General features: G+C 58.3%; 12 protein-coding genes. 6 read left to right on the forward strand and 6 right to left on the reverse strand.

The annotated features are described in order from the left end of the window. Positions 1–133 precede the first annotated feature (133 nt). Entirely contained in the window at positions 134–742 is a 609-nt protein-coding gene (locus AC33YF_RS10405; protein WP_491777139.1) for a hypothetical protein, read from the forward strand. A 192-nt stretch (positions 743–934) separates the two neighbouring features. Here AC33YF_RS10405 and AC33YF_RS10410 read toward each other — a convergent pair whose 3' ends face one another. After that, a complete protein-coding gene (locus AC33YF_RS10410) occupies positions 935–1,219 on the reverse strand; it encodes a DUF4167 domain-containing protein (protein WP_491777150.1) in 285 nt (94 codons plus the stop codon). A gap of 662 nt (positions 1,220–1,881) precedes the next feature. Between AC33YF_RS10410 and AC33YF_RS10415 the strand changes: the two genes are divergently transcribed. Beyond that, entirely contained in the window at positions 1,882–2,220 is a 339-nt protein-coding gene (locus AC33YF_RS10415) for a c-type cytochrome (protein WP_491777140.1), read from the forward strand. Positions 2,221–2,286: 66 nt separating this feature from the next. On the opposite strand, the gene AC33YF_RS10420 is transcribed toward AC33YF_RS10415, so the two are convergent. After that, entirely contained in the window at positions 2,287–3,138 is an 852-nt protein-coding gene (locus AC33YF_RS10420) for a PfkB family carbohydrate kinase (protein WP_491777141.1), read from the reverse strand. Positions 3,139–3,441: 303 nt separating this feature from the next. Here AC33YF_RS10420 and AC33YF_RS10425 point away from each other — a divergent pair, with 303 nt between their 5' ends. Both AC33YF_RS10425 and AC33YF_RS10430 read left to right on the forward strand, forming a co-directional pair. Then, positions 3,442–3,840: a YodC family protein gene (locus AC33YF_RS10425; protein WP_491777142.1), complete on the forward strand. Its 399-nt coding sequence runs from the start codon at positions 3,442–3,444 to the stop codon at positions 3,838–3,840. Between the two features lie 91 nt (positions 3,841–3,931). Continuing rightward, the gene (locus AC33YF_RS10430; RefSeq protein ID WP_491777143.1) at positions 3,932–4,177 is read left to right on the forward strand and encodes a hypothetical protein; all 246 of its coding nucleotides are present in this window, start codon (positions 3,932–3,934) and stop codon (positions 4,175–4,177) included. A 259-nt stretch (positions 4,178–4,436) separates the two neighbouring features. Here the strand turns inward: AC33YF_RS10430 and AC33YF_RS10435 are convergent, their stop codons facing one another. Next, positions 4,437–5,618: a glutaredoxin family protein gene (locus AC33YF_RS10435; RefSeq protein WP_491777144.1), complete on the reverse strand. Its 1,182-nt coding sequence runs from the start codon at positions 5,616–5,618 to the stop codon at positions 4,437–4,439. Positions 5,619–6,399: 781 nt separating this feature from the next. Between AC33YF_RS10435 and AC33YF_RS10440 the strand changes: the two genes are divergently transcribed. After that, on the forward strand, positions 6,400–6,738 hold the full coding sequence (locus AC33YF_RS10440) for a hypothetical protein (protein ID WP_491777145.1): 339 nt from the start codon (positions 6,400–6,402) through the stop codon (positions 6,736–6,738). Between the two features lie 290 nt (positions 6,739–7,028). Here the strand turns inward: AC33YF_RS10440 and AC33YF_RS10445 are convergent, their stop codons facing one another. The 3 genes from AC33YF_RS10445 to AC33YF_RS10455 are packed head-to-tail and all read right to left on the reverse strand — an operon-like array spanning position 7,029 to position 11,310. After that, positions 7,029–8,228 carry an efflux RND transporter periplasmic adaptor subunit gene (locus AC33YF_RS10445; protein ID WP_491777146.1) on the reverse strand — a complete coding sequence of 400 codons (1,200 nt, stop codon included), beginning with the start codon at positions 8,226–8,228 and terminating at the stop codon, positions 7,029–7,031. Beyond that, positions 8,228–10,582: an ABC transporter permease gene (locus AC33YF_RS10450; RefSeq protein WP_491777147.1), complete on the reverse strand. Its 2,355-nt coding sequence runs from the start codon at positions 10,580–10,582 to the stop codon at positions 8,228–8,230. The genes AC33YF_RS10445 and AC33YF_RS10450 overlap by 1 nt, the downstream gene beginning before the upstream one ends. Further along, the gene (locus AC33YF_RS10455; RefSeq protein WP_491777148.1) at positions 10,579–11,310 is read right to left on the reverse strand and encodes an ABC transporter ATP-binding protein; all 732 of its coding nucleotides are present in this window, start codon (positions 11,308–11,310) and stop codon (positions 10,579–10,581) included. Before AC33YF_RS10455 ends, AC33YF_RS10450 begins: the two co-directional genes overlap by 4 nt. A 203-nt stretch (positions 11,311–11,513) precedes the next feature. Between AC33YF_RS10455 and AC33YF_RS10460 the strand changes: the two genes are divergently transcribed. Then, positions 11,514–11,897, forward strand: coding sequence for a hypothetical protein (locus AC33YF_RS10460; protein WP_491777149.1), 384 nt, complete (start codon positions 11,514–11,516; stop codon positions 11,895–11,897). The last annotated feature ends 693 nt before the right edge of the window (positions 11,898–12,590 follow it).

Genomic DNA, 12,590 nt, shown 5'->3' on the forward strand with positions numbered 1-12,590 from the left:
AGACGATAATGAACGGGGAGTCGCTGTGATGTTCGTTATGCTTGTGAGGCCGCGTAACGACAGTCTTGGGATAGCACCGCGAGCCAAGCCTCATCCGGGTTGATAAAGTCGAAACCAGCAAGGAGCGTAGGCCGTGAACGAGAGCGACGCACGTTTTGAGTTCCGCTGCTGGGCCCGCAATTTCGGATTGGTCGATACGCGCTTGCGCCGAATTTCGGCTTGTCACGGCATTAGGGAAAGCGAAGAAATCTACATAGCGACCGCCGCAAAGGACGATACCAATATCAAGATCCGTGACGGATTCCTGGACATCAAAGAACTCATCGAAACGCGCGGCGATCTTGAGCGTTGGCGGCCGAGAGTGCAGTACAAGCTACCCGTGACGAAGGAGATGCTGGAAGGCGACGTGCTTCCCGGCCTAGGTATCGCCCCGTCGCCACTGAGGTGCAGTACCTACGCTCTAGACCAGCTCCTCGAGGAGGTCGTTCTGCCGGCACCAAAGATGGCAGTCGCCTCCGTTTTCAAGCGCCGCTTCGCTTTCACTGTCAATGGTTGCATGACCGAGCTAGACGAGGTCTGGATCAATGGGGCCAGCCTGCATTCCGTCACCATCGAATCTATGGACCCGTCCGCAGTCTTGGAGGCTAGAAACAGGCTACGCCTGGATAACTTGGAGAATGTCAGCTACCCGCAGGCCATCAAGAGAGTGATGGGCATGGTACCGCTGCGGACGCCTTACTAGGAGCTAGAAACGCCCCAAGGGTGATAATCGTGAAGCCCGCCACTGCCAAGAAGGTCACCGCAAAAACTAGACCAACCCATTTCTACTTCTCTGCCATGACATCTCCGCCTTTTAGGGGAAGACGCTAGCAGCGTCGCCTCATCCAAATGAGTAATTCATGGCCCGGCATGGCTATGTGCAACACGCTTATTTTCAGGCCGTCTTTGCCTTCAACAGCCGAAAGTAGTGATCAGCATGCTGTAGATAATACTCAGATTCGACTTCATCTCCGGAGGCCGCCGCATCACGGGCCAGCGCCAGATAGCGATCGAAATTAGCCTTAGGATGCGCAGAACTGTCGGGACGCGTGCGTTTGACCTCTGAGCGATGCCCCTTCGAGTGGCCAGGAGATCGTGGTGTTCCTATCCTCGGCCGGACAGGTCCTTTTTTGGGCTGGCGCAACTTCTGTGATGCCATTTTCTCTAGCTTCCCTCTCATGGTGTTGTGCAAGGATTGAGTATTTTGCGGGCTGCGATCGCAGCGCTCGAGGCCGAAGCACCTGGATCAGCCACGGCGCCATGTCGAGGAGGATCTGCATTTGCGGCAAATGCGCTCCCCTGCCCATTCGCTAGGAAACTGTGTTCCGCACATCAGGCATTTTCTGATCTTGGCTTCGTACTTGCGCCCGGTGTCGGGCCGCGCATCCTCGTCGCGAGACTCTGTTTGAGTCGTTTTGAAATCAAGCATTGTGATTTGGCCCGCCGTTCATTGGCGGCACGGCTTAGCTGGTTTCTGAAAGCGGATAAGCGGCGGTGGGTCCCGCTTTGCTGACCGGGGCCGACGGCTGGCTCATCCTGACGCGGTAAACGCCCACATGGCATGGGCAGCGCCCGCGTGATCGATGCTGAGTTTCTAGAGATTGTCTCGGAAAACAACGCGGTCGTTCAGCACCGCACCCGGGCAGTTTCGGGTGTTGACTTGCTTATAAGTGGGGATCTGGACCATTTATTTCAAGCAGAGTCGTGAAACCGGGAGAAACTGGTTAGCCTTGTGCTGCCGGCACGGCCAACTAGTCAGGTGTCAGACTGCACTCAGCACGCCAGCGATGGACGGGTTCTGCTATAGTCTCCAGTGCTATTATTGAACTCAGAGAGGCTGGGATGAAACTTGCGTTATGGAGCTCGGTAATCTTGCTCGCAGCCACAACCGGCCTTCGGGCCGATCCAGGGATGGGTGATCCTCAAGAGGGGTTTGAATACGCCAAACAGGTTTGCGCTAATTGTCATGCGATCGTTCCCAATGGAACCTCTCCGGTCCGTGGGGCTCCAACATTTGATGAAATCGCCAAGCAGTCGGGCAGGTCGGCAGCAACCATCATTGACCGGACGGAGGCCACACATCCGACAATGCCTAACATTCCAATGGGGCGGGAGGAACTCAATGACCTGGCGGCCTACATCTTGAGTTCAGACGAAAAAGAACCGTCCAACAGTCCGTAGCGTCAAAGATCTATCCTCAGCGAGCTAACGCCTTGTCTCCATGCAATGCATTTAGGCCTAGCGGAACTAGGCGTGGTGCAGGAGGCCCTCGACCTCATCTCGAGTCGGAAGCGACGGTTGGGCCCCACTGCGCTGGGCCGCTGCGGCACCAGCAGCGCAGGCAAAACGCAAAGCTTTGGCGTGCGACTGTCCCTCAACGAGCGCCAGAGTCAACGCGGCGGTAAATGCATCCCCGGCGCCGGTAGTATCGATTGCCTTCACCGCTGGTGATTGGGACCGCGCTACTTCCACACCATTGCGAAACAACGCAGCACCTGATGCGCCGAATGTCTTCGCTACCAAGCCCTCTCGCGACGCTAAACGATCACCGTACCAGGCCGCTTCTGACTCGTTGACGACGATCAAGTTAGAATCTCGCAGCACAGACTCGTCGATCTCAGAGGCTGTACCTAAGGTGACGCATTTGAAGCCTTCGAAGCTGGTGACGGCCCGTGCCACAGCGTCCCCCGGTGCCAAGGTCTCACCAATAAAGGCGTCAACTGCTGGGAGTTGAAAGCGCCTAGACGCACGGCGCAGGTTCGCCCCAGGCGCCACGACGATTTGGTTCTCTCCGCTCGTGGCAACCGCGATCAGGGCAACGCCGGTCGCCGCATCAGGGACGGCGTTCACACCGGAGATGTCAACGCCGTCCTCGCGCAACAGGGCGAGAGCGGCATCTGCTTCTGCATCCCTACCCACGCACCCCATCAGCGCCACTTTGGCGCCGAGGCGGCGCGCGGCCAACGCCTGATTGGCTCCGCTGCCGCCGGGACATCGCATCAACATAGCGTTTGTTACTTTCGCACCGGGCGTCGGCAGCCGCGAAGCGTTCGCGACAATGTCGAGATTTATCGAGCCGACAACAACGATGGATGCCATAGCTCAGCTTTCGAAGCAGGTCACAACACGCTGTCCTTAATGTCTGACAGCATCGCCGAAAGGCCGATGACAACGCAACTGTCCAATCTCAGAGCCTTGGGGTTAAAGCAGACATCGTCTAAGGCCCCCTTCAGCCTAGCATGTGGCGGATGCCTCGCGGCGCACCAACCTAATTTTAGCTGCGCTGGAACGTTCTCACCCAGATTGCTAAGCGGGTCGGCATGAGGGCCGCTTCTGACCCAAAGCGGACATAGGAGCCCGCAATAAGAAGCTCTGACGTCTAAGGAAGGCAAACGCCGGGGCTTGTCTTTATCTCCCACGCTCGGCCTGCGTGGGGGAAGCCCAGAGGAGCTTCCCATCACCTCACGACGTTTCCCGGCACCTTGGCAAGTTGAGCAGATTTCGGGCGGTCACAAGGTGGTCGATGCCACCTGCCGCACCGTGGCCCATGTCTACGGATGGCGAACGGTGGGCAAACGAAGTAGGATTTACCGTCAAGTCACCACCAAGAGCTTGGAGACCAGAGGTTATCGTATGTACTTCAATATTGGAGATACCGTTATTTTGAAGTCAGGCGGTCCCGTAATGACTGTCACTGCTATCGACAACGAGGGATTGGTGGTCTGGTGCACCTGGTTCGATGGCAATGACGAGAAGCAGGAATCATTCCCGGCCGACGCTCTAGAAGCTTACTCTGACTAAGGCTCGACCCTACCGCAAACCATTGACGTGAGTCAGAGCCTGAGCCCGTATACCTTGCTAAGTGTTGCTTGCTTCACAAGGGAGGAACGCTATGAAGCAATCATTCGTCCTCATTGCAGGCGTTGTCGCTCTCTTCTTAGTGTTGTTTGCCCCAAAAACCGCCTCGGCTGGCGGCGTCCGCGTGTATGTCGGACCCGGGCCTGGCTATGGCTATGTCTACCCGCGATACAGGCGAGGCTACGTTCCGCATTACAGCGATTACCGTCCACGTGGTTACTATGTTTACCGAGTGCCACGACGATACCTGAGACGTCGCGCCCGCCGCTACTGGTATTAGGTGCTGAACAGTTAGCGGCTTCTTCTTGTCTAATGCGTAAGACTAACGTGCCACGACTAGTCGGGAAAATTGCCAAGGCTGATCCAAGTCAAGGGTCCATGTCCGCTTTTGGCACTTAGCCGACCTCAAGGCCGAGGCTGAGGATATCTGCTTAATGGTTGAAAGCGGACGTGCCCACGTCGATGCGTAAGGGCCGCTCTGACCTGATGCAGACAGGGGGGTAGGCGGGCCAATGCCGCTCTGTGGTATTGGCCACGGCTTACTTTGCCAGCATCCAAATACCCAGAACAATGAGGACGACGCCACCAGCAAGCCTGCTGAACGCTGCGTAGCGCGAGTCGATCACCCTCTGCGCGGCGAAAGCCGCTAGGCCGAAAATGATCAGATCATCCAACATGAAAAACAGAACATAGAGCGCTATGTAACTGTAGTAGCCTAACGTCGTCACGTCGCTTAGCGCGAGCACATGCGTGTAGATCGCCGGCAGCGCCGCCGAACAGACAAACTCGATGGCGTTCACTGCGAATGCAAGGCCGACCACCAAGAACAGGCTCCCAATCCCCAGGGGAGCATCAACGACATCACGTATCCGCGCCATTGTCCGTTGGCGCTGTTCTATGTCGCCCACTTCGCATTCGACCACGCCACGTGTCCACGCGAGCTCATAAAGCTGACTGATACCGAAGCCAATGGCGATAAGTGCTACCAGTTCTGTTAGGGGCCGCACGTAACCGACGACGAGGAACATGTTGAGCCAGGCTGTCATCAGCAGGAAGTAGAGTATGCCCGACGTGAGGACAAAGGTCCCCACCAGCCACCAAATCTTAGTGCGGTCCTTCAGCGACGCAATAAGAGAGATGAGATAAACAAGAACCCACATTGCGCAGGGGTTGAAGCCATCTGCGAGGCCCATAACAACCGTCAAACCGAGCAATGAGTAGTCTGCCGGATTGATCACCCCAAAAACTGGAAGGTCAATCTTGAGAGGAATACCGGTTTCTACATCGCCCTCGGCTTGAACAAGCGCCATAAGGGCTTCTCCGGTCGTTTCGGGCTGGTCGAAGCCCAAGATGAACCGATCGCCTAACACGAATAGCGGGACGCGGAGCGCGCCGTCTGTGGCATCAAGCGCAGTCGCAACTTCGCGGTAGAGATTCCAGCCCGCCTGCGTTGAGACATCATGGACAGCAAAGTCCAACGCCGGCTGCGTTCGTAGGAAAACCTGTGCCTCGTGACAGTGGCGACAGTCGGGGTGAACGAACACATGGAGACGACCATCATCGCGCCAACCTGCTGAGTCATTTGGTGCAGGCGCTGCGACCGGCCACAGCTGCAGCAGAACAAATACGACCACCAACAGAGCCGCAAGCAAAACCCGCGCATGGGCGGGCGCAGCGGCTTCGGAGATCGTTGACCGCAAAGTTCGCTGGTTCTTCTCCATCAGCGCTTAACTGGAGTTCGCGGGCGCAAGCTACAAGATGCCGGGACTGGACCGAGCTTATGCGGCGGCTCGCCCATAAATAATGACCTCAATCAAGTCATTCGGCCAGGTGTGTTGAAGCGTCGTTCGCTTGAGAATGGGACGCGAGCCCGCGCGCATGTCCTGTTCTCGACCTCAACCGAGCTCCGTGTCGCGACTGAGCAGGCTAGCCTTCGAGTACGGCTAGGCGCCCATTGCGGATCGACAAACCTTGTCGCTCAAGCTAGCCGCGATTGTCGTTATCCGCACTATCGATGTTGTTACTCTGCTCGTCGCTCAGTTCGAGCGCAAATTCATCGCGTGGAATTGGGTTTAGCGCTTCTATATGCCTTTCAGTCTGCACGAGCAAATTGCCGGCCTCGTTGCCCGATGAATCCTGCTTATCTGGGATTCGAACTGGTCCAAACAGCCAGACCCTGAGCTATTCTCAGCAGCTCTCCCAGGCTGTACCTTTCCGGCTTTCGTAAGCTAGGCTTAGCTACGCAATCTCCCTAAGGTTTGGTGTACTCGCGCCGACACTTTCTTTTTGCCGAACTCCATTGATCCGCGTCAAAGCGACAACACGGCCCTTGGCGGCCTAATTGCGAAGCCGAGCTGGGCGTTGCTGCTCCCTCCACAATGGCCGTCAACGCCTGTGCTCTCGGCGGGCTCGGTCCTGCTTGGGTACTGAGTAAGCAGGCCGGGCCCTTTTACCTTCGTGTCTGCGGCGTCTTTGCCGCGCTCCACAGAGAAGGCTAACCACATGAGCGGATGGATTAGTCGCGGCATCCTTGCGTCAGTCATCTGGATAGCCGGAGCTTGGTACTGGGCCGACAGCCAAGTCGCGGAAATCGAGGCCGAAATACAGGCTGAGAGTTATCAGGATTGCTCCCAATACAGTGAACCCCACCTGGTTGACAATTGCGAGAAGCGGAATGAACTAACACGCGCCATGGCTACGTCAGGGGACTATGCAGGAGAACTATCGGATCTGCGCTTCACGCTCTTTGCGCTCGCGTTGTTACCGCTATTTGCCGTTTGGCTTGGCGGATTTGCTGTTGTCTGGATCAGAGGTGGGCTCAAGAAGGATGAGGCGCAATGAGTGGAGCGCCGAAGTGCTGCTCGGCTCGGTTGAGTGTGCAGGCTGGGCCTACGAATGCGCGGCACCCGGAGGGTGGCTTTTCTGCATGGCAGAAGGCCGTTGGCTTGACTACTGAGGCCAAAAAAGGGGACTGGGCAAGATCTTCGGCTACGCGGCTGCTGACTGATGGATCGGCGTATGTCTGCTGCTGAAAAAAGGGCAAGACCTGAATGCCGAGGCCGAGCATGTCGGCTTTCTGACCAAAAGCGGACGTCGCTGTCGCCGCAGCAGGAAGACCTACCGCTAGGTAACTATGACCGGGGCACGACCCGCACGCCCGGTGCGATGCTGTCGCTTGGATAGACGATGACCTGTTCCCCCGGCTGCAGCCCCGCACTGAGCGCGGCCAAGCCGCCCGAGCGGCGCTGGACCTCGACGGAGCGAAGCGCAGCGCGGCCGTCACTGATCACGTACGTGTGCCAAGCCGTGCCCTGCCTGAACAGGGCGCCCGACGGCACGATCAGCGTGTCGTTGATCGTAAGGACCTCTATGCGAGCGTCGATCTGATAGGCATCGCCGAGATCCAACCATTCTTTGTGCGGGGAGACGATATCGATGATGACGTTCGCCCGCTGCTCCTCGACGCCGAGCGTGGAGATCTTGGTGAAGGCACCGGGCTCCACCACGCGCACGCGGCCCTCAAGAGGCTTCGGGCCGCCCCAATGTTCGATCACGACGCGATCGCCTTTGTCGATCTCGACCGCCTCGGTGCTGAGCACGTCGACGACGATCTCCAGATCGCAGCAGTCGCCAATCTCGACCAGTGGCGTTCCTGGCTTGACGATCGTTGCGCTCTCCTGCAGCACGCGAATGATCTCGCCGGCGACCGGAGCGGTCACCTCGAAGGACTCAGGCGGCGTGGCACCACTCCGGTCGTAGAGGGCAAGGAGCGCCTTGGCCTGCTCAACCGCGTGCTGAGCCGCTTCAAACTGAAACTTCGCGGCACTGCGCTCGCGGTCCGCTACGTGATGAGCAAGCTCGGACTGTTCAACTGCCTTCACCGTCGAGACACCCCGTTTCAGGAGCTCGCGAACGCGTTCCAGGTCACGGTCTGCCTGCTCCAGCACGGCGTTTGCGCGGTCGACGGCGGACTTGGCGCGATCGAGCGCCGCCTCGGCAGCACCGAGCCGCTCCTCAGCTTCCCGGCGCGCGCGCGGATCAAGGAACGGTGCGGGCGACGGCAGAATAGATGCGATCACATCACCGGCCTTCACATGATCGCCCGCGTCGAGCTCCACGCGAGTCGTACGTCCGGCAAGGGGCGATGCGACCATATAGCGTTCGCGCACCCGCGTCTTACCGTCTTCGTCCACCGTGGCGACAAAGGTGCCACGCGTAACGGTCGCGGTCTCGACCGGGATCGGAGCCGGCCAGAACGACCAGATCACAACACCGACGATACCGGCAACAATCAGCGCGTTCACAATGCGGCTTGGAGAAAGACCTACCATCACTCCCTCGTCTTCAATACGGCAACGAGATCGAGCGCGTAGACCTGCCGCCGCAAAGCATAGGTACTCACGAGCCCCGTCATAACAACGATTAGGGCGGCCCAGGCTAGGGTACGCGGCTCGATCACAGCGGGAACCAGGAAGCTCTCATTGGAGTGGAAATGCGCGATCAGGTCCACAATGTAATGAGACAATACCGATCCAATGGGAATGCCAATGGCGATTACGATCATGAACTCGGTGAACAGGAGGCGGGATACGTCCTCTCGGGTGAATCCAAGAACACGCAGGCTAGCAAGCTCGCGCGCCCGCTCCTGATAGCGGATGCGGGCGCTGTTGTAGACAACGCCGACGGCGATGATAACCGCGAATCCTGTCAGGATGGCGCCGCTCACCAGCACGAGACCCGCGATCTTGTCGAAGAACATGGCGATCGAATACGCCTTCATGCTTGCCGATTCGATGACAGGCAGCGACTTGAACCGCTCGGAGACGGGTCCTATGGCGGACGGTTCGATGTAGAGCGCCGCTGCTGAAACCACGTCGCCTTCGCCGGTGAGGTTGTTCAGGGCGCCGATCTCCATATAAGACGACATGCCGAGCATCTCTTTGACGATGGACGTTACCGGGACATCGACTTTGCGGCGTTCACCTTCCATCACCTCAACCGTGATTTCATCGCCCAAGGCGACGCCGAGGCGCTGAGCGAGGCGTTCGGACAGCGTGATGCCGTCCGGCGCTGGCTCGATCGGACGCAGATCAAGATCGCGCGGCACCCGTAACTTGCCGCCCTCCTGCAAGCCAATGATTGCGGTGAGATAAGTCCGCTGCCCGGCGCGTAAGCGCACAGGCACGTAACGCTGCCCCTCCACCTTCATGATCCCACGTTCGCGTTTCAGATCGCGGATGATGTCGGCGTCGACCGGCTGCGGAAAAGTCACGACCGCATTGCCACGTTCGATCAGATTGAACTGGACGTCCATCATGTGGTGAACGGAATCACGCCAGAAGAGCCCGAGCACTACCATCGGCACGGCAAAGGCGATGCCTAACGTGGTGAGAGCGGTTTGCAGTGGTCGGCCACCGATATGACGGAGAATCATCTTGGCGCGCGGAGACCCATTGGGCGCTAAAAAGTCGAGCACTCCGCGCCGGAAACTGATCGGTGCCTCCGGCCGCATTGCCACGGCCGGCTTTAACGCGACGACGCTGCGCATCGCCGTGAAGATGCCGAGCGATGCCGCGGTGAGGCTGATAGCAATGCCGACGACCACTGACCAGCCGGTGATCTCAAAGCTGAGTGCCGGAAAGCGAAAGAAGGTTCGATAACTCAAGATCATGGCATGACCGAACAAATATCCGCCCACTAGGCCGAGAACCGAGCCAATGGTGACGATGACGATGACCAGCTTGAAATAGTGCAGACCCAACGGCAGCGTCGGGTAGCCGAGTGCCTTCAAAGTCGCGATTTGCTCGCGCTGCGCCAACACAAGACGGCTGAGCGCGATGTTCAAGAGGAAGGCTGCAACCCCGAAGAATATGAACGGCACTGTGATTGACATGGCCTTTTGCTGGTTGAGCTCATCTTCCACGAAGCGGTGCGAGGGCTGATCGTGCCGCTCGATGGCACCAACCGAGCCGTAGGGCTCCAGCAGTCGATCGAGGTCCTCGATCACGCGAGACGCGTCGGCGCCGGGTGCGAGCCGGATAACCGCATCGTTGAACGCACCCTCCATGTCGAACGCGCCTTCCGCCCCTTCGCGGTCAATCCAGGCCACGGCAAAAAATCTGTCGTCGGGAATGTGGAGGCCCGGCCGCAAGGTCTGGACATACTCAGGTGAGAGCCCGATGCCGGTAATGCGGAATTCCTCTAGGCGTCCGTTGAGAATGGCGCGCAAGGTGCTGCCGAGCTCGACATTGTTCGCCTCAGCGAACGCTTCCCCGATGGCAACCTCGTCCGTGGAGCCCGGGGTCGGCGCCGAACCCTTGCGAAGATGGAGTCGCGACAGCGCACCGTGCTTATCGCTGAGCGAGATCATGCGTGCGGAGACCGGGAGTCGCGAGCCGGGCCAATCGACGATCACCTCCTTAACGATACGCGGCTCGATCGTGGCCACGCCCGGGATTGCCTCAAGCTGCGCCACGATGGACAGCGGCGCGCGCTTCACGGTGACGAAGATGTGGGGAAAGCGTGACTTGTCATAGAAGCGGTTCTGCGCTGCTTCCAGCGAGTAGAAGGTGGAGATCGCCGCGACGAACACCGCGATGCCTGCGCCCACCACGAGGGCGATGGTCAGCACTTGCCCCCGCATGGAGATTAGCTCGCGGGCGAGCTTGGTATCGAGCGGGCTCACCAGCGGATCTCCTCGGCCGTAAGGCGGTGGGAGTTACGCGCGATGCGCGCGATGCTCCCACCGGCTAAGTGCAGGACGCGATCCGCCATGGCGGCGATCGCGCTGTTATGGGTGATGACAACCGTCGTCGTGCCGAGCTCGGCATTGGCACGCGCGATGGCCGACAGAACGAGGCGTCCCGTGTCGTAATCAAGTGCGCCGGTCGGCTCATCGCAGAGGAGAACGTCAGGCGCTTTGACGATGGCGCGAGCCACTGCGACCCGCTGCTGCTCACCGCCCGACAGCTGCGAAGGGAAGTGATCCAGTCGGTCGGAAAGGCCGACAAGATCTAGCGCCTCGCGCGGGTCGAGAGGGTTATTGGCGATCTCGCTGACGAGTACAACATTCTCCAGTGCGGTGAGGCTGGGGATCAGATTGAAGAACTGGAAGACGAAGCCAACATGTTCGCGCCGGTATTGCGTTAGCTGCGCCTCGTCGGAGGCCACGAGATCATGATCGCGCCAATTGGCCTTACCGGTGGTCGGAGAATCGAGACCGCCGAGGATGTTGAGCAATGTTGACTTGCCAGACCCCGACGGTCCGAGTAGCACGATGAACTCGCCCCCGTAGATGTCGAGATCGACATGGTGCAGCGCACGCACCTCAAGCTCGCCCACGATGTATACCTTCGACAAGCCGCGGGCAGTGAAGACGGTCTCGGCGGTGCTATGGTTCGGCGTGGCTTTCAAGCGTTAAGGATAGCCCCTCCGCCGGTCGTCCGTCAGTCTTATGTGGCGGCTTAAGTTTTGATTCTGAACGAAGCGTAATCTGGGGCCTTGATCCGGCTCAAGGCAAAGACAGATGGACGTGAGCACCACTGCGCGGTGATGCTCTGGCAATGAGGTCACAGTTGCCAAGGGCCATTGATGCGTGATGCAGCGGAGCGGGGTCAATGCGGATAGCGATGGTGAGTTTTGCGATGTTGCTGGGCAGTCCGTCGGCAGCAGCCGCAGCAGTCGAGTGGCATTGCACGTACACCAAAGTCTGCTTTGGTGAGGAGCAACGCTGCGAGGAGGTTAAAAACTTCGAGCTCCGGTTCACAACTGACACCATCGAGCGAGAGACCGTAACATTTGGCAACATGGGGATGTCCGATGTTCTCACGTGGCCGGGAAGTCACGGTGTAACGTTTACTGAGCACTTAGAGACCGGCGCCATCCAGACGACGACTATCTCAAAAACTGGCCAGAGCGTTCATAGTCGCCACACGCTCATGCTTGGAGACCTGGTGCCATCTCAATACTACGGCACCTGCCGACCCCGCACACTCGCATAGGGCCGGACCAAAAGTGATCGATATGAAGGCTTTCTACGCGGCGCTATTGGAGGCGCTGCAGGACTTCAGACGCTATTGATTGCGGCCAGGCAATCAATGGTCGTCAGACTCTTGCGTAGCAACCCAAATCCATACGCATAGCGCAGCCCAAGCCACAGCAGACAGTGCGGCTGCGTACGCTGGAGCGGATATACTGCTCAAGCCGTAGAAGATCCCAAAACCTCCAAGGAGGAACAATGCAATCACGCTGAAACCGGTCATAGCAACTTTCATAAGTTGACTGCGGCGAACAGGACTGTAACGCGGGCGCGACTTAAAGAATTGACGTAGATCACGATGAAAGTTCTTAGCCCTACTTTGCTTCTTATCATCCGCTTGGGCACGAGAAACTGCTGCATCTTTTGCCACGGGCCAGTGGCTTCGGGTCTAGTTGCAGTAACAGGTATTGGCTAGCAGAAGTGAGCTCAGATACGCTGCATGTCCGCTTCTGGCACTTAGCAGCCGTCAATGACGAAGCCGCGGATGTTTGCTTAGGGGTGCAAAGCGGTTGTCGCCATAGCGCTTTCCAATGTCAGCTCATGACCCAAAGCGAACCGTTGATGGCCGATTTTTACTGATGAGGCAATCACGACCAGTCGCTTCATTAACGAGCAGAGCTTTACTGCCTGTCGCGCATAGCCTTTGACATCGCTT

The sequence above is a fragment of the Methyloceanibacter sp. genome (genome assembly GCF_058506495.1).

Coding starts and splice junctions, on each gene's coding strand:
- AC33YF_RS10435 (WP_491777144.1), bottom strand. CDS start 5,618: ATGGAGAAGAACCAGCGAACTTTGCGGTCAACGATCTCCGAAGCCGCT.
- AC33YF_RS10460 (WP_491777149.1), top strand. CDS start 11,514: ATGCGGATAGCGATGGTGAGTTTTGCGATGTTGCTGGGCAGTCCGTCG.
- AC33YF_RS10440 (WP_491777145.1), top strand. CDS start 6,400: ATGAGCGGATGGATTAGTCGCGGCATCCTTGCGTCAGTCATCTGGATA.
- AC33YF_RS10415 (WP_491777140.1), top strand. CDS start 1,882: ATGAAACTTGCGTTATGGAGCTCGGTAATCTTGCTCGCAGCCACAACC.
- AC33YF_RS10445 (WP_491777146.1), bottom strand. CDS start 8,228: ATGGTAGGTCTTTCTCCAAGCCGCATTGTGAACGCGCTGATTGTTGCC.
- AC33YF_RS10420 (WP_491777141.1), bottom strand. CDS start 3,138: ATGGCATCCATCGTTGTTGTCGGCTCGATAAATCTCGACATTGTCGCG.
- AC33YF_RS10430 (WP_491777143.1), top strand. CDS start 3,932: ATGAAGCAATCATTCGTCCTCATTGCAGGCGTTGTCGCTCTCTTCTTA.
- AC33YF_RS10410 (WP_491777150.1), bottom strand. CDS start 1,219: ATGAGAGGGAAGCTAGAGAAAATGGCATCACAGAAGTTGCGCCAGCCC.